Genomic DNA, 20,104 nt, shown 5'->3' with positions numbered 1-20,104 from the left:
TTCGCCGTGCGGGGAACGCCTGATTGAGTACCAGAATTCTTAGGCTAGCCTTACCTCTGCTCGTTGAGGTCATCGGGCGTTGAGGTCATCGGGCGTTGAGGCTGTACATCGGAGGAACACAGTGGCGGCGACCGTCCTGACAGGGCGAGACGTACTGAGACGTTCCTTCGCGGGCCAGCGGCGCGAACTCGCGCTCGGCAGCGTGCTGGGGGCCTCGCACCAGGCGGCCGAGGCACTGGTGCCCGTCGTCATCGGCCTGGTCGTCGACCGTGCCGTCGGGCAGAGCGACGGCGGGCTGCTGCTGTGGTGGCTGGCCGCGCTGGCCGTGCTGTACGTCGTCCTCTCCTACAGCTTCCGCTTCGGCGCCCGCGCCTGGGAGCGCTCGGCCGAGAAGGCCGCGCACAAGCTGCGCGTCCGGCTGGTCGACCGTGTCGTCGACCCGCGGGGCGGCGCCACCGAAGGACGCCTGCCCGGCGCGCTGACCAGCATCGCGACCGAGGATGCCCGACGGGTCGGACTGGTCACCATGGCGTCGATCGTGGGTGTCGCGTCCTTCACCGCCGTCCTCGTGAGTGCGGTGGTGCTGGTCCGGATCTCGGTTCCGCTCGGGCTGGTGGTGCTGCTGGGGACGCCGTTGCTGCTGTGGCTCGGGCATCTGCTGGGCAAGCCGCTGGAGCGGCGCAGCCACGGTGAGCAGGAGAGTGCGGCCGATGCCTCGGGCACGGCCGCCGACCTGGTCGCCGGGCTGCGGGTGCTCAAGGGCATCGGTGCGGAGTCGGCCGCGCTCGCGCGCTACCGGGGGACCAGCCGCGACGCGCTCGCCGCGACGCTCCGGGCGGCACGGGCGCAGGCCTGGCAGGGCGCGGTGATCCTGATGCTGACCGGGGTCTTCATCGCGCTGGTCGCGTACGTCGGCGGACGGCTCGCCGCGAGTGGTGACATCAGCATCGGTGAGCTCGTCTCGGCGGTCGGCCTGGCGCTCTTCCTGCTCGGACCGCTCTCCAGCACGTCGTGGATCGCGGCGAAGTTCGCCCAGGGGCGGGCGTCCGCGACGCGGATCGCGGAGGTACTGGGGGCACCACCCGCGGTGCCGGGCGTCCGGGAAGAGCCGGACTTGCGGCCGGACTTCGCCGGGCGGATACGGCTGGAGGGCGTGACCCACGGCAGCCTCACCGCCGTCGACCTCACCGCCGAACCCGGCGAACTGCTGGGCGTCGTCGCGCCCGACCCCGCCGATGCCACCGCCCTGCTGGACTGCCTGGGACGGCGCGGCGACCCCGGGAGCGGTCACCTCGCCCTCGACGGCGTCCGGTTCACCGCTCTGGACCCGGCCCGCATCCGTACCGCCGTCCTCGTCGCCGACCACGACGCCGACCTCTTCGAAGGCACCGTCGCCGAGAACATCGCCGCCGCCGCACCCTCGGGCCGCGACCTGGGCCCCGCCCTGGCCGCGTCCGGCGCCGACGAGGTCGCCGAGACCCTGCCGCAGGGCACCGCCACCCCTGTCACCGAACGCGGCCGCTCCCTCTCCGGCGGCCAGCGCCAGCGCGTCGCCCTGGCCCGCGCACTCGCCGCCGACCCGCCCGTACTCGTCCTGCACGACCCGACCACCGCCGTCGACGCGGTCACCGAAGCCAGGATCGCCACCGGGGTGCGGGACGTCCGCCGGGGCCGGACCACCGTCCTCGTCGTCACCAGCCCGGCCCTGCTCGCCGTCACCGACCGGGTCCTCTTCCTCGAAGGCGGGCGCGTCACGGACACCGCCGCGCACACCGAACTCCTCGACCGCTACGACACCTACCGCACGGCGGTGCTCTCATGACCAGCTCGCTGACCAGTCCCGTCGAGGAGACGCAGGAGGTACGGGAGACGGCCGGCACCGGGCTGCTGCCCGTCGCCTCCTCCGCCCGCACCCGCGCCGCAGTGCGTGAACTGGCCCGCCCGTACCGGCTGCTGGCGCTCGGCGGCTTCGGCACGCTCGTCGTCGCGACCGCGATCGGGCTCCTCACTCAGCCACTGCTGGGCAGGATCGTCGACCTCGCGGCAGGCCGGCCGGGGGGCGTCGACTCGATCACGGTCGTCGTACTGCTCCTGGTGGCCGTCGCGGTGGTGCAGGGCGTGCTCACCGGGATCGGGGTCTCACGCATCGCCCGGCTCGGCGAGACCGTGCTGGCCCGGCTGCGGGAACGATTCGTCGAGCGGGTGCTCGGGCTGCCGCTGGAGCGGGTCGAGCGGGCGGGGTCGGGCGACCTCACCGTGCGGGTCACCGGCGATGTGTCGCTGGTCGCGGACGCCGTGCGCTCGGCGCTGCCGGAGCTGGCGCGCTCGGTGGTCGCCATCGTGCTGACGCTCGGCGCGCTGGCCGTCCTGGACTGGCGGTTCCTGGTGGCCGCGCTGCTCGCGGTGCCCGTGCAGGCGTACACCGCGCGCTGGTACCTGCGGGGGGCGGTGCCCCTGTACGCGGAGCAGCGCGTCGTCACCGGCAAGCTCCAGCAGCAGCTGCTCGCCACCATCGGCGGGGCCACCACCGTACGGGCGCTGCGCCTGGAGCAGGACCACACCGCGCGCGTCACCAGGCGTTCGCGGGCGGCCGTCGACATCACCATGCGGGGCGTCAGGCTGGTCCTCAGCTTCTACTGCCGTCTGCACGTGGGGGAGTTCATCGGCCTGGCCGCCGTCCTCGGCGTCGGGTACTGGCTGGTCCGCGACGGCTCGGCCTCGCTCGGTACCGCGACCGCCGCCGCACTGTACTTCCACAGCCTCTTCGGGCCGATCAACGCGGCACTCGTCCTGCTCGACGACGCCCAGAAGGCCACCGCGGGCCTCTCCCGCCTCGTCGGTGTCGCCGATCTGCCGCTGCCCGAGGAGCCCGCCAGGCCCGCCGCCCCGCAGGACGCCTCCGTCACCGTGACCGGCCTCGTCCACGCGTACCAGGACGGACACCGGGTCCTGCACGGCATCGACCTGACCCTGGCCCCCGGCGAACGCGTCGCCCTGGTCGGGGCGAGCGGCGCCGGCAAGACCACCCTCGCCAAACTCGTCGCCGGCATCCACCGGCCCACCGAGGGCACCGTCCGGCTCGGCGGCGTCGACCTCGCCGCTCTCGGGCCCGCAGCCGTACGCCGTTCGATCGCCCTGGTCACCCAGGAGACCCATGTCTTCGCCGGCCCCCTCGCCGAGGACCTGCGCCTCGCCAAACCGGACGCCACCGACGCCGAACTCCGTGCGGCACTCGCCCGGGTGGATGCCCTGACCTGGGCCGAAGCCCTCCCCGACGGCCTCGGCACGGTCGTCGGCGACGGCGGCCACCGCCTCACCAGCGCCCAGACGCAGTCCCTCGCGCTGGCCCGACTGGTGCTCGCCGACCCGCCGGTCGCCCTCCTCGACGAGGCCACCGCGGAGGCGGGCAGCACCGGCGCCCGCGCCCTGGAGAAGGCCGCCGCCCGCGCGGTCGAGGGCCGGACCGCACTGATCGTGGCGCACCGCCTCACCCAGGCCGCCACCGCCGACCGCGTGGTCGTCCTTGATGCCGGACGGGTCGTCGAGAGCGGGACCCACGACGAACTCCGGGCGGCAGGCGGGCGGTACGCGGCGCTGTGGGAGGCGTGGGCGGGGATGCGGGGCTGACGTACAGCCGCCGAACGCGGCGAAGGGCCGCACCTCCGGACTCCGGAGGTGCGGCCCTTCATAGGGCCTGACGGAGCGGAACCCGAGCCCGACGGGATCAGAACATCAGCCGGTAGCCGTTCATGCCACCACTGGCGATCTTCACCGCGGGCTTGTACGGCGCCACGGCCTTGCCGGTGCCCGAGGCGCGCCACAGAGAACCGTCGTTGCCGCGCCCGACCAGGTCGACTTGGCCGTCGCTGTCGAGGTCGCCCGCGCCGACGAGCAGGTTGAAGTTGTTCCAGCCCTTGCCGATCTGGGTGCGGGCCTTGAACGGGGCCTTGTAGCTGCCGGTGCCCTGGTACAGCCACAGCACGCCGTTGCGGTCGCGGGCGACCATGTCGGCCGTGTTGTCGCCGGTCAGGTCGCCGACGCCGGCGATCTGCGTGTACTGGCCCCACCCGGCGCCGATCTTGATGCGCGAGGTGACCCGGCCGTCGGTGTAGCCCAGGTAGAGCCACAGGACGCCCTGGGCGTCGCGGGCGACGAGATCGTAGCCCTGGCTGCCGGCCAGGTTGCCGGGGGAGAACACGCGGTTGTACATGTTCCAGCCGCCGCCGACGTGGATCGCCTCGGTCTCTCCGTCCGGCCAGGAGTAGAGGTGACCGGCCTTGTCCCAGCCCCAGAGCCCGGTGGCGACCCCGTCGCCGTCGTGGTCGGTCTGGGACGCCGCCTTCATGTCCCCCCACGTGTCGTTGGCGAACTCACGGGGGTTGTAGCCGCCCTTGAAGGTCGGCGTGTACAGGTAGAGGTTATTGCCCGAGACGGCCACCAGGCGCTGGATCACGCCCGCGGCTCCGGGAGCGGCGGCCGCCCGGGGAGCCGCGAGGCGGGCCTGCGGCGGTGCCTGGAGCTTCGTCTGCGGAATCTTGGCGTGCGGCGCCGGGGTGTCCCCGGCGTGTGCGGCACCCGCGGTCGTCCCGATCAGCGCGGCCGCGAGCGCGGCGACGGCGGTCCGGGAGAGGGCGCGGCCGCGCTTGGCGGTGCGGGAGGAGTGGTCAGCCATGCGTGGCTCCGGTCATGAAGAGTGGGGGGGGGGGGGGGGGGGGGGGGGGGGGGGGGGGGGGGGGGGGGGGGGGGGGGGGGGGGGGGGGGGGGGAGGGCGGGGGCGGGGGGGGGGGGGCGCGGCGCCCCCCCCCTGCCTCCCCCCCCCCCCCCCCCCCCCCCCCCCCCCCCCCCCCCCCCCCCCACGACTCGAACAGAATGTGTACACACCATGGTCATGTATCAACTGGTGTGGCGGTAGGGGTAGTTGACGCGCAATATCGCAACGCCTCGTCAGCCCGCCCGATCAGAACATCAGGCGGTACTTGTTCCAGTTCTCCGCGCTGATCTTCACGCCGCCCTTGAGCGGGGTCGTGGCGTTGGCGTTGCCCGAGTAGCGCCACAGCGCGCCGTCGTTGCCGCGCGCGATCAGGTCGGCGGTGCCGTCGAGGTCGACGTCACCCGCGCCGATGATGTTGTTGTGCATGTTCCAGCCGGTGCCGGCCTTGATGCGCGGGCCGAACGGGGCCTTGTAGTCGCCGGTGCCCGGGTGCAGCCACAGGAAGCCGGTGGCGCCGTCGCGGCCCAGCACGTCGGCCTTGCCGTCGCCGGTCAGGTCACCGAGGCCGAAGATCTGGTTGTAGTTCCAGCCGTCGCCCACGCGGATGCGCGAGGTGGACTTGCCGTCGCCGTAGCCCAGGTAGAGCCACAGGACGCCGTTGGCGTCACGGCCCAGGATGTCGTACGCCGAAGCGCCGCCGAGGTTGCCCGGGGAGAAGACGCGGGTGTACATGTTCCAGCCGCTGCCGACCTGTGTGAACTCGGTCTCGTTCGGGCCCGAGTGGTACTGGTAGCCGGCGTTGTCCCAGATCCAGGCGGACTCGGCCGTGCCGTCGGCATCGTTGTCGACCTGGGCGCCGGCCTTGACGTTGGTCCAGCCGGTGCCGGCGATCTCGCGCGCGTCGTAGCCGCCCAGGCCGTTCGGCAGGTGGGAGTAGAGGTCGTCGCCCTCGGAGGTCATCAGGGCCTGCGCCACCGAGACCGCGGCCGGAGCGGCGGCGCGGAGGTTGCCCTTCGGCTGCGCCTTGGCCGGAGCCACGGCCGACTTCTTGAGGGTGGGCTGCGGGTTCTCCGCAGCGTGGGCGCCGGACATGGTGCCCACGAGGGCCGCGGCGATGGCCGCGACGGTGATACGGGACAGGATGCGCCCGTTCTTACGGCCGTTTGTTGTGGCCACGCGTTAACTCCAAAGTCATGAAGAAGCCGTGCTGCACCGGAACGGGTACAGCACGGCTTCAGCAGGTTCAGTTCACGGTATCTTCACATGCCAACTGTCTTGCGAGCACGGTAATTTGAGACCTGTGATTTCCCTGTGACGAAACGCGGACACTGTGGCGAGCGCTATGCCCCGGTATCAGGACAGTAGTTCCACTTCTGCCAGCGTCCCTGTGCTCCCTCCCTGTGCGGTCGGCACCAGTCGGTAGTGCGGGTACGTCCCCGGGTCGGCCACCGTGAAGACCCGGGTCTGCCGGTCCCAGGCGAACGACTCCTTCGCGCGCTGGTCCAGCACGTCCCACTTCTCGCCGTCCCTGGAGCCCTGGAGCACCCACCCGGTGGGCGCCTTGGTGTGATCGGCGGAGGTGAGGGTGTACTGGAGGGCACGCGCCGGGGCGGGCAGCGGGAGCTCTGTCCGAGGGGCCAGCGCCGCCTCGGTGGAGGAGGAGTTGTCGAACAGCGGGCCCTGCGCGGTGAGGGTGTCGGCGCGCGGGTCCGGCGCCTTGTCGTCCCGGGTGATGGAGACGGGGGCCGCCCCCTTCCCCGAGCCCCACGCGGTCGGGCGGTCGCCCATCGCGAAGTCCAGGGTGCCGCCGCGTGCGAGGAGGTCGTGCGGGAGCGCGGTCGAGTTCCAGGCCTTGCCGTTCACCTTCAGGCCCTGGACGTAGATGTTCTTCGCACTGTTCTTCGGGGCGCGGATCACCAGGTCACGGCCGTTGTCCAGGTGCACGGTCGCCTTGGTGAAGAGCGGCGAGCCGACGGCGTACTCCCCACTGCCCATGACCAGCGGGTAGAAGCCGAGCGCGGAGAAGAGGAACCAGGCCGACTGCTCGCCGTTGTCCTCGTCGCCGTGGTAGCCCTGCCCGATCTCGCTGCCGGTGTAGAGGCGGGAGAGCACCTCGCGGACCTTCTCCTGGGTCTTCCAGGGCTGGGAGGCCGCGTTGTACATGTAGGTGGCGTGGTGGGCGACCTGGTTGGAGTGGCCGTACATGCCCATCCGTACGTCACGGGCCTCGGTCATCTCGTGGATGACGCTGCCGTACGAGCCCGTGAACTCGGGGGAAGCCGTCTCCGGGGTGGCGAAGTAGGTGTCCAGCTTCTTGCCGAGGCCGGAGCGGCCGCCGTAGAGGTTGGCCAGGCCGCGGCTGTCCTGCGGGGCGGTGAAGGCGTAGCCCCAGCCGTTGGTCTCCGTGTAGTCGTAGCCCCAGACGCGCGGGTCGAACTTCTCGGAGGGGACCCGCCAGTCGCCCTTGAGGTCGCGGCCCTGGAAGAAGCCGGCCTCGGAGTCGAAGAGCTTCACGTAGTTCTGCGCGCGGTTGAGGAAGTAGGCCGACTCCTCCTTGTAGCGGGCCTTCTTCGTCTTCTTGTGGAGGGCCTCGCCCATCTTCGCCAGACCGTAGTCGTTGAGGTAGCCCTCAAGGGACCAGGACAGACCCTCGTGGGTCTTGGTCGAGGCGTAACCGAGGAACGGCGAGGTGTCCATGCCCTTGCGGCCGACGCCGGAGAAGGGCGGCAGGACGGTGGCGTTCTTCAGCGCCGCCTCGTAGGCAGCCGTCGCGTCGAAGTCCACGCCCTTGACGTACGCGTCGGCGAACGCGACGTCCGAGGAGGTGCCGGTCATCAGGTCCGCGTAACCCGGCGAGGACCAGCGCGAGATCCAGCCGCCGTCCTTGTACTGCTGGACGAAGCCGTTGACCAGCTTCCCCGCCTTCTTCGGCGTGAGGAAGGAGTACGCCGGCCAGGTCGTCCGGTAGGTGTCCCAGAAGCCGTTGTTGACGTACACCTCACCGTCGACGATCTTCGCGCCGGTGTGGGTGGGGGTGTCCGGGCCGGTCTGCGGGGAGAACGGGCTGGCGTACCTGGTCTTCGAACCGACCTTCTCGTGACCGGAGTTGGGGTAGAGGTACAACCGGTAGAGGCTGGAGTAGAGGGTGGTCAGCTGGTCGTGGCTCGCACCCTCGACCTCGACCCGCCCCAGGATGTCGTCCCAGGCCCGCTGCGCCCGGTCGCGGACCCGCTCGAAGCGGGAGTTCGCCGGGAGCTCGGCGGCCAGGTTCTGCTTGGCCTGGTCCACACTGATGAGTGAAGTCGCCAGGCGCAGGGTCACCTGCTTGTCGGCCGACGGTTTGAAGCGTACGTAGCCGGTGACGTCCGCGCCCCCGCCGCCGCTCAGCTTGCCGCTCGCGGTGACCTCCGTGTCGAAGACCCCGTACACGAAGAGCCTGGTGGCGCCGGTGGACAGGCCGCTCTTGACGTCGGAGAAACCGGTGAAGGAGCGGGTCGCCGGGTCGAGGGTGAGGCCGCCGTCGTTGGAGACGTTGTCGAAGATGATGCTGGCGTCGTCACCGGGATAGGTGAATCGCATCATCGCCGCGTGGTCGGTCGGCGTGATCTCGGTACGCAGACCGTTCTCGAAGGTCACCCCGTAGTAGTGCGGCTTCGCGGTCTCCTTCTCGTGGCGGAAGGGGAGCGCGCGGGCCGTGCGGGAGGCGTTCGGGGTGCCGGCCGCGACGGACGGCATCACCTGGAAGGTCTGCCGGTCGCCCATCCAGGGGCTCGGCTCGTGGCTCGCGCTGAAGGCCTGGAGGGTGGGGAGGTTGTCGCTGTTGTTGCCGCGCGCGTAGTCGTACAGCCAGCTGGTGGAACCGGCGTTGGTCACCGGCGTCCAGAAGTTGAAGCCGTGCGGAACGGCGGTGGCCGGGATGTTGTTGCCACGCGAGAACGAACCGCTGGAGTTGGTGCCCCGGGTGGTGTTCGCGTAGTCCGAAGGATTGGCCGGCCGCTTCTGCGGCGCCTTCTCGGCAATCCGCACGTCGTCCAGCCAGCCGCGGAACTTCCCCGGACCCTTCGGGTTGTCGTACGCCACCAGAATCCGGTCGACGGTCTTGCCGGCCGCCACCGCGCCGATGCGCGACTCCTTGTGGTTCCACTGGTTCGCGTACAGCGTCTTGGACGCGCCCTGGCCCTGTGGGGACATCACCGCGCCGTGCTGGTCGAGGGCGCGCAGTTCACTCAGATAGGTGCCATCGGTGAAGGCCAGGTCCACCGACACGTTCGTGGCCGGGTAGTTGAGGTCGGTCTCCTTGCCGTCCTCGCCCGCCGGCAGCGACGGGAAGACCCGGTAGGACAGCTCGGTGTTCCGGCCGACGCGGGTGTTCACGTCGAAGACCTTGTTGTACGAGTAGGCCCGGCCGTCCGCCTTGTGGGTGCCCGCGTACCGCAGCGCCCGCTTGCCCGTGAAGCCCGCGCCCGACTTGGCGGTGGGGGAGCCCGAGGGGCCGCGGTCCACCTGGCTGCGCATGTCCTCGGGAATCGGCGACGAGGTGTCCCCGTTCGAGAACTGCACGTCCGCGAGCTGGAGGATGGGAGCCCCCGCGTTGCGGGTGATCTCCAGCCGGAAGTGCTGGTACGCGGTGTCGTTCTCGAAGGCGTACGACTTGGTCTGGAAGCGGGACGTGAAGGTCTCGTCCTTGCGGGTGTCCAGCGTCTTCCACGTCTTGCCGTCGATGGAGCCCTGGAGGGTCCAGTCCTTCGGATCGCGCTCTGCGGCGTCGTTCGCCGACGTCAGCGCGTACGACACGACCTTGACCGGCTCGTCCAGGTCGAACTCGACCCAGCCCATCGGCAGGAAGCTCAGCCACTTGCTGCCCGGGGTGATGTCGACCAGGTTCTCCTTGACCTCACCACCCGCCGCGTTCTCGGCGCTGGCCCGGAGATTGGTGACGCGGTCGGTGACATTGCCGGGGATGCCCGCCGTGTCGCCGCCGTCCACCCCCGAGGCCCGCTTGCGCCCCTTCGCATCCGTTTCGACGGTGTTGCGCCAGGTCGGTGCCGGTTCGTCCGCCTCGAAGGAGGAGCTGAACCCCTGTGCCGGCGCACCGGGCCGGGCGGGTGGTGCCGGTGCGGCGACGGCTGCCGACGGCGCCAGTGCGGACAGCGCCAGGGCGCCCACCACAAGGCTCGCGAGAGCCGCCGCCGCGCTCCCGCCAGGTCTGGTTCTGAGTCTCGCGCTGCGCTGCATCCGGCAGGCTCCTTTTACTCGGACAACGTTGTCATGAGCTTTCGTACCCCCAGTAGTGAGTCAAGTGTCCAGTGATGTCAAGGGTGTTGTGAAGAGACCCGTTGGACAAAAGTGGCCCGAGATATCCAAGAGGTCTCAACTCGGGAAAGAAGCCTGCTCAACCTTGCTTTCGATCTTGCCCAGTTGGAGGGAAGTGGACTATACCTATCGGCGTCTGCAGTGCCGGAGTAAACCGGTGCGGACCAGGGGGTACGGGGGAACAACGGGGCGGCACGGGAAGCCCCTTCGCGCACCCGTATATCCCGCTGATCATTCGAGTCGACCGACCGCGGTGGCGGGGCCCTTCGCCCGGGAACGCATTCTCGTGCGGGGCAACTCCCTTACACCGCCTGAGTCCTGAAGAGGGCGAGGACTTGAGCATGGGACCCACCAACGTCAACCGTCGTGACGTACTGAAGCGAACGGCAGCCGCCGGTCTGCTCGCAGTGCCCGCAGTCGGTGCCCTCAGCTCCTGCGCGAGCGGTGGCGGCAAAGACGACAAGAAGGCCGAGAAGGGCACCAAGTCCGACAAGAACCCGCTCGGGGTGAAGGAGGACGCCGCGCTGTCGGTGCTCATCTTCAACGGCGGATACGGCGACAAGTACGCCCAGTTCGTCACGGACATGTACACCAAGCAGTACCCCAAGGCCAAGGCCGACCAGAAGCCGACGCAGAACATCGCCACCCAGGTCCAGCCGAAGATCGTCCGCGGCAAGCCCTCGGCCGACGTGATCAACAACTCCGGCGCCGACGACATGAACATCGGCAAGCTGGTCACCAACAAGCAGGTCGCGGACTTCACCGAGCTGCTCGACGCCCCCTCCTGGGACGACCCCAAGGTCAAGGTCCGCGACGTACTGTCGCCCGCCATGCAGGCGATGGGCGCCTTCGGTACCAAGGGCTGCTACCAGCTGAACATCGCCATGACGGCGTACGGCAACTGGTACTCCGACCGCATGCTCAAGGAGACCCTCGAAGTCGAGTACCCCAAGACCTGGGACGCGATGATCGAGGTCTGCAAGAAGGCCAAGGCCAAGGGCATCCAGGGCTGGAGCTACCCCGGCGGCCACCCCCGCTACATGCTCTTCAGCATGTACGGCATGTTCGCCCAGGCCGGCGGCCGTCCGGTGCTCGACGCCATGGACTACCTGGAGCCGAACGCCTGGAAGCACGACGCCATCAAGTCCGTCTTCGAGGCGTTCGAGGAGCTCGTCGCCAAGAAGTACGTCCTCACCGGCTTCGACAGCAAAGAGGGCCACAAGGAGATGCAGGCCGCCTGGACCAAGGGCAAGTGCGTCTTCATCCCTAACGGCTCCTGGGTCGAGAACGAGTCCAAGGACACCACGCCCAAGGGCTTCCAGATGGCCGTCGGCGCGACCCCCTCGCTCGGCAGCGGCGACCCCATGCCGTTCGGCACGCTGTACGCCCCGCCCGGTGAGCCCTTCATCGTTCCCGCCAAGGCGGCGAACGTCCAGGGTGGCCTGGAGTGGATGCGCATGATGTACAGCAAGGAAGCCGCCCAGAACTTCTTCAAGGAAGTCGGCTCCATTCCCGCCGTCAAGGGCGCCATCGACGGCATGACGCTGCCGCCGGGCACCGACAGCGCGCAGAAGGCCATCGCGGCGGCCGGCGACAACATCGTCATCCCGTTCTTCAAGGAGTGGTACAGCGAGCTCTTCGACGAGGACTTCAACAATGTGATGGGCAAATTCATGATGGGCGACATGTCGACCAAGGAGGCCCTGGACACCATGCAGAAGGCCGCCGACCGGGTCGCCAAGGACCCCGACATCACCAAGGTCAAGAAGGCCTGAAAGAAGCAGGGTTGACGCGGACCCGGATCTCGGCGGGTCCGCATCGAAGTACATGACACACGCCCGCTTGCGTGTGTGAACGGGTGAAATCGGAGCGGCATGAGCATTGAGACACGGGCCGTAAAGCCCCCCAACCGGCTGTTGTTCCTGCTGGCAGTTCTCCTGCCGCCCCGATTCACCCCGGAGCGGGTGCGCTACGACCGCAGATACCGCACGCTCGACAAATACCGTTTCATCGCGGGATTCCTGGCGATACCGCTGGGTTTCTACGTCATTTTCGTCATCTCGCCGTTCATCCAGGCGATCTTCTATTCGTTCACCAACTGGTCGGGCGGCTCGGTCGCCGATTTCATCGGCTTCGACAACTACGTCAAGATGTGGAACGACGAGCGGTTCTGGGACTCCACGACCACCAGCCTCACGCTGCTGCTGATCGTCCCGCTGATCACCCTCGTCCTCGGCATGTTCTTCGCGTACATGATCACCGCGGGCGGCAGGCACCGTAAGGGCCAGGCCATCTCGGGCGTCGCCGGCTCCTCGGTCTACAAGGTCGTCTACTTCTTCCCGCAGGTCCTCTCCGTCGCGATCATCGCGGTGGTCTGGGGGCGGGTCTTCAACACCAACAGCGGCCTCATCAACGGCGGTCTGGACAAGATCGGCATCACCGGGCCCGCCTGGCTGGGCGGCGAGTACAGCCTCGCCCTGATCGCCGTGCTCACCGTGATCAGCTGGAGCTTCGTCGGCTTCTACGTGGTGCTGTTCTCGGCGGCCATGGGCGGCATCCCCAAGGACATCTACGAGGCGGCACTGCTGGACGGGGCCGGCCGGGGAACCACGTTCTTCAAGGTCACCCTGCCGCTGACCTGGGACACCGTAAGGACCGGCTGGATCTACATGGGAATCCAGGCCCTCGACTCCTTCGCGATCGTGCTGGTGATGATGCCCGAGCACGCCCTGAAGGTGACCCCGGTCTTCCTCTACGAGCGGTTCCGCGAGGGCCAGTACGGCTACGCCACGGCCATCGGCGTCGTACTGCTGCTGCTCAGCGTGGCGTTCTCGCTGACCGTCATGCGGGTCGGAAACCGCGACCGGATCGAATACTGAGAAGCGAAGACCTGGGAGTCACCGCACCATGACGACACTCGACGCCGGGGCCCGCTCCGACGGTTCCGCCGCATCCATGCCCGCCGCCGCGCCCAAGCCGGCCCGCGAGGGCACCACCCTCAATGTCTTCTCGCACGTCTTCCTCGTCCTGTGGGTGGTGATGGCGGCCGGCCCGCTGATCTGGGTCGCGCTCACCGCCTTCCGCTCCTCGGGCGAGATCCTCGACAACCCGATGGGTCTGCCCTCGTCCCTGCACTGGGAGAACTTCTCCAACGCCTGGACCAAGGCGAACATCGGCGGCTACGCCATCAACTCGCTCATCATCCTGGCCGGTTCGCTGACCGGGACCATGCTGCTCGGCTCGATGGCCGCCTATGTGATCGCCCGCTTCACCTTCCCCGGCAACAAGGCGGTCTTCCTGCTCTTCGCGGGCGGCATGATGTTCCCGGTGATCCTGGCGCTGGTCCCGCTGTTCGCGGTGATGGAGAACTTCCAGCTCCTGGACACCAGGCTCGGTCTGATCATCGCGTACATCGCCTATTCGCTGCCCTTCACCACCTTCTTCCTGACCTCCTTCTTCCGCACCCTGCCCACCGGTGTGCAGGAGGCCGCCATGGTGGACGGGGCCTCCCACACCCGTACCTTCTTCCAGATCATGCTCCCGATGGCCAAGCCGGGACTGGTCAGCATCGGCATCTTCAACTTCCTCGGCCAGTGGAACCAGTACCTGCTTCCGCTCCTCCTCAACAACGAGAACGAGAGCAGTTACGTCCTTCCCCAGGGCCTCGCGGCACTGGCCGTCGCGCAGGGCGCCCGGGGCGACTGGGGTGCGCTCTTCGCGGGCCTGACCATCGCCATGGTGCCGGTGCTGGTCGTGTACGCCGTCTTTCAGCGGCAGGTACAGGCGGGGCTCACCGCGGGTGCCCTCAAGTAACTCGCGAGTACCCGAGTGCGCAGGACCGGACGTCGCCCGAGCATGCCGGGCGACGTCCAAGTGACTTGTTAAGGAACCTTTTTGAAGGCTCATTTCGGCTTGGACACGAAAGTGGTCTAGGCCTGTTGCGTCTTCGCGGAGGCTGAGTAGTGTCTGCGCCACGGAGCAGCGGGGAGATCTTCGCCGAGGCCGGTGGGTCCGGGGCCGACCCCGGGAAGAGACAGCAAGTCGACACTGATGTCGAAGGGTTGGACAGCATGAGGAATCGAGTACTGACCGCTGGTGCGGCAACACTCGTGATGGCACTGGGGCTCACCGCGTGCGGTGGCGACGGTGACGGTGGTGGCGGCGAGGGCAAGGGCAAGACGATCAAGGTCGTCGCCGCCGACTACGGCGACAAGGCCTCCAACGCCTCGAAGATCTTCTGGGACAAGGTCGCCAAGGACTTCGAGGCCGCCAACGCCGGCTACAAGGTGGACGTCCAGGTCATCAACTGGAACGACATCGACAAGAACGTCAAGAACATGATCGCGGCCGGCAACGAGCCCGACATCCTGCAGACCGGTGGCTACGCCGACAAGGTCGCCGACGACCTGCTCTACAAGGTCGACGACGTGCTGTCGCCCGCCACCAAGGCCAACATCGTTCCGGCGTTCGCCAAGGCGGGCGAGGCCAACGGCGCCGCATACGGCATCCCGTGGGTTTCCTCCAGTCGGGTGCTCTTTTACAACAAGAAGGTCTTCAAGGACGCCGGTGTCGCCAAGGCGCCCACGACGTGGGCCGAGGTCGCCGACGCCGCGAAGAAGATCAAGGACAAGAAGGCCGCGGACACCCCGTACGCCCTCCCGCTCGGACCCGAAGAGGCCCAGGGCGAGACCATGATGTGGGAGATGGGCAACGGCGGCGGCTTCACGGACGGCTCCGGCAAGTACACGCTCAACAGCGCGGCGAACGTCGAGACCTTCAAGTGGCTCCAGGACAACCTGGTCAAGCCCGGCCTGACGTACCCCAACCCGGCCAGCACCGACCGCAAGACGGCCTTCGCCGACTTCTCGGCGGGCAAGGTCGGCATGATGAACGGTCACCCGAGCGTCGTCCAGATGGCCACCGAGGGCAAGGTCGACTACGGCGTCGCCACCATCCCCGGCAAGAGCGGCCCGCTGACCAACACCCTCGGCGTGGCCGACTGGACCATGGCGTTCAAGGACGGCAAGGCCGAGAAGGACGCCGTCAAGAAGTTCCTCGACTTCACGTACACCAAGAAGAACCTGGTGGCGTTCGCCGAGATGTACAACTTCATGCCGGTCACCACGGACGCGGTCGCCGAGATGCAGGGCAACCCCAAGCACGAGTCCCTGAAGCCCTTCTTCGAGGCGCTGCCGACGGCGAAGTTCTACCCGGTCAACGACACCGCCTGGGACGTCATCTCCGCCGAGATCAAGAAGACCGGCGGCAAGGCCGCCAGTGACGACCCGCAGACGGTCCTGGACGACCTCCAGAAGAAGGCGGAGGACGCGGCGAAGTCCGCCAAGAAGTAGCCTCCGCCGAGTAACGCGCCGCTCAGGCCGTTCGCTTCGTACGTCGCACTCTCTCCCAGGAGAAACCGTGTCACTCAAGGCCCCTCCGTCCCCCGCCGAGACCGGCGGGGGACGGGGCGGGCGCGCCACCAGGCCGGTGAGCCGCCGCAGCGGACTGGCCAGGCTCGGCCCGCTGCCCTGGATTGCGCCCGTCATTCTGCTGATCCTCTTCGTGGTCGTCTGGCCGGTCGTCGAGCTGGTCCGCACGTCGTTCCTCAATGTCTCCATCTCCGGCAAGGTGCGCGGCAGCGCCGGGACCGACAAGTACGAGAAGCTCTTCTCGGAGAGCGACCTCGGGGCCGTCCTGCTCTGGACGGTGATCTGGACGGTCGTCGTCGTGGTCTGCACGATGCTGATCTCGCTGGCCCTCGCCCAGCTCTTCAACCAGAAGTTCCCGGGGCGTACCGTCACCCGCTGGGCGCTCATCGCCCCCTGGGCCGCGTCGGTCCTGATGACCGCCATCGGCTTCAAGTGGATGCTGAACCAGACCGCCGGTGTGCTGAACACCGTGATGATGGACCTCGGTCTCATCGACGGACCTCAGGACTGGCTGGGCACCGCGTCCACCGCCTGGCCGTGGATGATGGCGGTCGCCGTCTTCGTGTCGCTGCCCTTCACCACGTACACCCTGCTCGCCGGACTCCAGACGATTCCCGGTGAGGTGTACGAGGCCTCGCGCATCGACGGCGCCGGGACCTGGCAGACCTACCGCTTCATCACGCTGCCGATGCTGCGTCCGGCGTTCCTGATCGGCGTGGTCATCAACCTGATCAACGTCTTCAACTCCTTCCCGATCATCTGGGCCATGACCCAGGGCGGCCCCGGCTACGACACCTCCACGTCGATGGTGTTCATGTACAAGCTCAAAGAGACCGACATCGGGGAGTCGGCCGCCATGTCGGTCGTCAACTTCGTCCTGGTCGTGGTGCTCGTGCTGATCTTCCTGAAGGTCAGCCGCTGGAACGAGGAGGACTGATGGCCACCGCTACGGCCGCCCGGCCGAAGACGACGGGCCCCTCCCGCAAGCCCCCCAAGCGCACCTTCCGGCCGCGCACCCTGGTGATCGCCGTGGTCGCATGGGGGATCGCGGCGCTCTTCCTGGCTCCGTACCTGGAAATGATCATCACCGCGCTGCGTCCCAAGTCGGAGCTGCGCGACCGCACTTACCTGCCCTCGTCGCTGGACTGGTCGAACTTCATCGACGTCTGGAAGGAGTCCGAGCTCGGGCAGAACCTCCAGGTCACCCTGCTGGTGGCGGGCGGGGCGACGGTCCTGGTGCTGTTGGTGGCGCTGCCGGCGGCGTACTACACGGCGCGGATGAAGTTCCGCGGGCGGAAGATCTTCCTGCTGCTGGTGCTGGTCACCCAGATGTTCCAGCCGACCGCGCTGCTGATCGGTCTGTACCGCGAGTTCTACCAGCTCGGGATGCTCAACTCGATCTGGACGCTGATCATCACCAACGCCGCGTTCAACCTCGCCTTCGCGGTCTGGATCCTGACCGCCTACATCGGCTCCATCCCCGCGGAACTGGAGGAGGCGGCGATGGTGGACGGCACCAGCCGCTTCGGGGCGATGATCCGGGTGACGCTGCCGCTGGCGCTGCCCGGCGTGGTCACCGCCCTCATCTTCACGTTCATCACGACGTGGAACGAGTTCGCGATGGGGCTGACCCTCACCACCGACCCGGCCAGCCAGCCGCTGACCGTCGGCATCAACAACTTCATCGGTGCCTACACGGTGCAGTGGAACTATCTGTTCGCCGCGTCCGTGGTGGCGATCGTGCCGGTCGTCATCCTGTTCGCCTTCATCGAGCGGCACGTGGTGTCCGGTCTGACCGCGGGATCGGTGAAGTAGCCGCCCCACGTGCGGGTTTCTGGCCGATGTCTGGCTGATTCCCGTACGGTACGAAGCGCCCGTCGACCCCCGGTCGACGGGCGCTTCCGCGTACCGGCACCCTTGGAGGTGGACCCTCTTCGCTCAAGGTCTTGACGGGAGCAGGGAGCAAAGTCTCTGCTTAGGGTTCACATGTTGGAAGAACGGCGGGGCCTCACAGTCGCGGCCCCGGAGCGGACGGCCGTCGTGCCGCCCGCCGGGATCAGGAGTGGATGAGTCGATGGAGACTCCGGGGTCGCAGACGTCTCTGCACCGGGCCAACCTTGAGCGGGTCGTGCGCGCGGTGCGCATGGCGGGCTCGCTGACCCAGGCGGAGATCGCGAGAAGTACCGGTCTCTCCGCGGCCACGGTCTCCAACATCGTGCGCGAGCTGAAGGACGGCGGGACCGTCGAGGTCACCCCGACCTCGGCGGGTGGCCGACGGGCCCGCAGCGTCTCGCTCAGCGGGGACGCCGGTGTGGTGATCGGCGTCGACTTCGGCCACACCCATCTGCGCGTCGCGGTCGGCAACCTGGCCCACCAGGTGCTCGCCGAGGAGTCCGAGCCGCTGGACGTCGACGCCTCCGCGGCCCAGGGCTTCGACCGTGCCGAGCAGCTGGTCAAGCGCCTGATCGAAGCCACCGGCATCACTCAGGACAAGGTGATCGGCGTCGGCCTCGGCGTCCCCGGACCCATCGACGTGGAATCCGGACGGCTCGGCTCCACCGCCATCCTGCCGGGCTGGCAGGGCATCAACCCCAGCGAGGAGCTCTCCGCCCGACTGGGAGTTCCGGTGTACGTCGACAACGACGCCAACCTCGGCGCGCTCGGCGAGCTGGTCTGGGGCGCGGGCCGCGGCGTGAAGGACCTCGCCTACATCAAGGTGGCCAGCGGCGTCGGCGCGGGCCTGGTGATCGACGGGCGCGTCTACCGGGGCCCCGGCGGCACGGCCGGCGAGATCGGGCACATCACCCTGGACGAGTCGGGCCCGGTCTGCCGCTGCGGCAACCGCGGGTGTCTGGAGACCTTCACCGCGGCCCGCTACGTGCTGCCGCTGCTGATGCCGGGCCACGGCCCCGACCTGACCATGGAACGCGTCGTTCAGCTGGCCCGGGAGGGAGATCCGGGCTGCCGCCGGGTGATCGCCGACGTGGGCCGCCACATCGGCAGCGGCGTGGCCAATCTCTGCAACCTCCTCAACCCCAGCCGGGTCGTCCTCGGCGGTGACCTCGCCGACTCCGGTGAGCTGGTCCTGGGCCCGATCCGGGACTCGGTCTCCCGGTACGCGATCCCGAGTGCGGCGCGCCACCTGAGCGTGCTGCCGGGGGCCCTGGGCGGCCGTGCGGAGGTGCTGGGCGCCCTGGCGCTCGTACTGAGCGAGATGGGGGACTCGACGCTTCTTGACACGTCCCGGACGGCCAATTCTTCTGGTACGGACCAACGTTCGGCCCCCGCCTTCACTTAGATAACGAATGGCACCGTTGTCATCTCGTTAAGGGTTTACTCCTTGACGCTATGGCGACGCGCGAGTTGACTTCCTGACACCTCGGCCGCAACGACGCGGCCTCGTCAGGGAGGCAACTCACATGAACGCAATGACGCGTCGCGTCGTCATAGCCACGGCCGCCATCTCGATGGCCGTATCGCTTTCCGCCTGTGGCAAGGCGGGCGAGGGCGACAAGGGTGACGGCGGCAAGGACAGCGGCGGTATGGGCAAGACCATCGGTCTGCTGCTGCCGGAGAACAAGACCACGCGCTACGAGACCTTCGACCGCCCCATCATGGAGGCGAAGATCAAGGCGCTGTGCTCGGACTGTGACGTCAAGTACAACAACGCCGCGCAGGACATTGAGACCCAGAAGAAGCAGTTCGACGCACTCATCACCCAGGGCGTCAAGGTGATCATCCTGGACGCGGTGGACTTCAACGCCACCAAGTCCTGGATCGCCACCGCCGCGAAGCAGGGTGTGAAGGTCGTCGCGTACGACCGCCTCGCTGAGGGCCCGATCTCCGCGTACGTGTCGTACGACAACGAGAAGATCGGCACCCTCCAGGGCGAGGCCCTGGTCAAGGCCCTGGGCGAGAAGGCCAAGGACTCCAACGTCGTCATGATCAACGGGTCCCCGACCGACCCGAACGCGGGCTTCTTCAAGAAGGGCGCGGAGACCGTCCTGAAGAAGGACACGAAGAAGATCGTCTACTCCCAGGACATTCCGGACTGGTCCCCGGACGAGGCGAACAAGAAGATGGGCGCCGCCATCGACTCGCTCGGCAAGGACGGCTTCCAGGGCGTCTACTCGGCCAACGACGGCATGGCCGGCGGCATCATCACCGCGCTGAAGAAGCAGGGCATCAAGGTGCCGGTCGGCGGTCAGGACGCGGAGCTCGCGGGTCTCCAGCGCGTCCTGTCGGGTGAGCAGGCCTTCTCGATCTACAAGCAGATCAAGCCGGAGGCTGAGACCACCGCCGAGATCGCCGTCAGGATCCTCAAGGGTGAGAAGTTCGACGACCTGGCCCCCACCAAGGTCGACAGCATCTCCGGCGAGTTCAAGGCAACCCCGTCCAAGCTCTACGATGCGCAGGTCGTCACCAAGGACAACATCGCGGACACCGTGATCAAGGACGAGGTCTACAAGGCGTCCGACATCTGCACGGCCGACTTCAAGAAGGCCTGTGACGCGGCGGGTATTAAGTAACTCACCTTTCTGGTAAGTGAGTTGAGGCGCGCCCTGTGCGCCGACCGGCCCGCACCCCCGAGCCGGCCCGTACCGAGAAGGTCCTGCGCCCCGCCCCCCCCGCATGGGCGGGGCGCAGGACC

At 68.3% G+C, this 20,104-nt stretch carries 13 protein-coding genes; 10 read left to right on the top strand and 3 right to left on the bottom strand.

Annotated elements, in window-relative coordinates:
* Positions 1 to 121 precede the first annotated feature (121 nt).
* On the top strand, positions 122 to 1,822 hold the full coding sequence (locus ACIA73_RS24005; protein ID WP_399440716.1) for an ABC transporter ATP-binding protein: 1,701 nt from the start codon (positions 122 to 124) through the stop codon (positions 1,820 to 1,822).
* Positions 1,819 to 3,627 (top strand): ABC transporter ATP-binding protein, encoded by a 1,809-nt coding sequence (locus ACIA73_RS24000; protein WP_399440715.1) that lies wholly within the window; start codon positions 1,819 to 1,821, stop codon positions 3,625 to 3,627. Before ACIA73_RS24005 ends, ACIA73_RS24000 begins: the two co-directional genes overlap by 4 nt.
* A gap of 97 nt (positions 3,628 to 3,724) precedes the next feature.
* Here the strand turns inward: ACIA73_RS24000 and ACIA73_RS23995 are convergent, their stop codons facing one another.
* From ACIA73_RS23995 to ACIA73_RS23985, 3 genes are all read right to left on the bottom strand, one after another.
* Entirely contained in the window at positions 3,725 to 4,672 is a 948-nt protein-coding gene (locus ACIA73_RS23995) for an FG-GAP repeat domain-containing protein (RefSeq protein WP_399440714.1), read from the bottom strand.
* A 285-nt stretch (positions 4,673 to 4,957) separates the two neighbouring features.
* The gene (locus ACIA73_RS23990; protein WP_399440713.1) at positions 4,958 to 5,887 is read right to left on the bottom strand and encodes an FG-GAP repeat domain-containing protein; all 930 of its coding nucleotides are present in this window, start codon (positions 5,885 to 5,887) and stop codon (positions 4,958 to 4,960) included.
* Between the two features lie 177 nt (positions 5,888 to 6,064).
* Positions 6,065 to 9,946 (bottom strand): GH92 family glycosyl hydrolase, encoded by a 3,882-nt coding sequence (locus tag ACIA73_RS23985; protein WP_399440712.1) that lies wholly within the window; start codon positions 9,944 to 9,946, stop codon positions 6,065 to 6,067.
* A gap of 419 nt (positions 9,947 to 10,365) precedes the next feature.
* Between ACIA73_RS23985 and ngcE the strand changes: the two genes are divergently transcribed.
* The 8 genes from ngcE (at position 10,366) to ACIA73_RS23945 (ending at position 19,982) form a co-directional block, all read left to right on the top strand.
* On the top strand, positions 10,366 to 11,799 hold the full coding sequence (ngcE, locus tag ACIA73_RS23980) for an N-acetylglucosamine/diacetylchitobiose ABC transporter substrate-binding protein (RefSeq protein WP_399440711.1): 1,434 nt from the start codon (positions 10,366 to 10,368) through the stop codon (positions 11,797 to 11,799).
* A 99-nt stretch (positions 11,800 to 11,898) separates the two neighbouring features.
* Complete coding sequence (locus ACIA73_RS23975) at positions 11,899 to 12,903, top strand: carbohydrate ABC transporter permease (RefSeq protein WP_399440710.1); 1,005 nt, start codon at positions 11,899 to 11,901, stop codon at positions 12,901 to 12,903.
* 28 nt (positions 12,904 to 12,931) lie between these two features.
* On the top strand, positions 12,932 to 13,837 hold the full coding sequence (locus ACIA73_RS23970; RefSeq protein ID WP_399440709.1) for a carbohydrate ABC transporter permease: 906 nt from the start codon (positions 12,932 to 12,934) through the stop codon (positions 13,835 to 13,837).
* A 257-nt stretch (positions 13,838 to 14,094) separates the two neighbouring features.
* Positions 14,095 to 15,375, top strand: a complete 1,281-nt coding sequence (locus ACIA73_RS23965) for an extracellular solute-binding protein (RefSeq protein ID WP_399440708.1) — start codon at positions 14,095 to 14,097, stop codon at positions 15,373 to 15,375.
* A 67-nt stretch (positions 15,376 to 15,442) separates the two neighbouring features.
* On the top strand, positions 15,443 to 16,390 hold the full coding sequence (locus tag ACIA73_RS23960) for a carbohydrate ABC transporter permease (protein WP_399440707.1): 948 nt from the start codon (positions 15,443 to 15,445) through the stop codon (positions 16,388 to 16,390).
* Positions 16,390 to 17,268, top strand: coding sequence for a carbohydrate ABC transporter permease (locus ACIA73_RS23955; protein ID WP_399440706.1), 879 nt, complete (start codon positions 16,390 to 16,392; stop codon positions 17,266 to 17,268). The genes ACIA73_RS23960 and ACIA73_RS23955 overlap by 1 nt, the downstream gene beginning before the upstream one ends.
* Positions 17,269 to 17,527: 259 nt before the next feature.
* The gene (locus tag ACIA73_RS23950) at positions 17,528 to 18,751 is read left to right on the top strand and encodes an ROK family protein (RefSeq protein WP_399440705.1); all 1,224 of its coding nucleotides are present in this window, start codon (positions 17,528 to 17,530) and stop codon (positions 18,749 to 18,751) included.
* A 121-nt stretch (positions 18,752 to 18,872) separates the two neighbouring features.
* Positions 18,873 to 19,982, top strand: coding sequence for a sugar ABC transporter substrate-binding protein (locus ACIA73_RS23945; protein ID WP_399440704.1), 1,110 nt, complete (start codon positions 18,873 to 18,875; stop codon positions 19,980 to 19,982).
* The last annotated feature ends 122 nt before the right edge of the window (positions 19,983 to 20,104 follow it).

Source organism: Streptomyces sp. NPDC051561 (assembly GCF_044454195.1).
In the GTDB taxonomy this organism is placed as follows: domain Bacteria; phylum Actinomycetota; class Actinomycetes; order Streptomycetales; family Streptomycetaceae; genus Streptomyces.
This window is presented reverse-complemented; position numbering and strand designations above follow the sequence as displayed.

Excerpts from the sequence above, each read along its gene's own strand:
- ACIA73_RS24000 (WP_399440715.1), top strand. The coding sequence starts at position 1,819 with ATGACCAGCTCGCTGACCAGTCCCGTCGAGGAGACGCAGGAGGTACGG.
- ACIA73_RS23995 (WP_399440714.1), bottom strand. The coding sequence starts at position 4,672 with ATGGCTGACCACTCCTCCCGCACCGCCAAGCGCGGCCGCGCCCTCTCC.
- ACIA73_RS23985 (WP_399440712.1), bottom strand. The coding sequence starts at position 9,946 with ATGCAGCGCAGCGCGAGACTCAGAACCAGACCTGGCGGGAGCGCGGCG.
- ngcE (WP_399440711.1), top strand. The coding sequence starts at position 10,366 with ATGGGACCCACCAACGTCAACCGTCGTGACGTACTGAAGCGAACGGCA.
- ACIA73_RS23975 (WP_399440710.1), top strand. The coding sequence starts at position 11,899 with ATGAGCATTGAGACACGGGCCGTAAAGCCCCCCAACCGGCTGTTGTTC.
- ACIA73_RS23970 (WP_399440709.1), top strand. The coding sequence starts at position 12,932 with ATGACGACACTCGACGCCGGGGCCCGCTCCGACGGTTCCGCCGCATCC.
- ACIA73_RS23965 (WP_399440708.1), top strand. The coding sequence starts at position 14,095 with ATGAGGAATCGAGTACTGACCGCTGGTGCGGCAACACTCGTGATGGCA.
- ACIA73_RS23955 (WP_399440706.1), top strand. The coding sequence starts at position 16,390 with ATGGCCACCGCTACGGCCGCCCGGCCGAAGACGACGGGCCCCTCCCGC.
- ACIA73_RS23950 (WP_399440705.1), top strand. The coding sequence starts at position 17,528 with ATGGAGACTCCGGGGTCGCAGACGTCTCTGCACCGGGCCAACCTTGAG.
- ACIA73_RS23945 (WP_399440704.1), top strand. The coding sequence starts at position 18,873 with ATGAACGCAATGACGCGTCGCGTCGTCATAGCCACGGCCGCCATCTCG.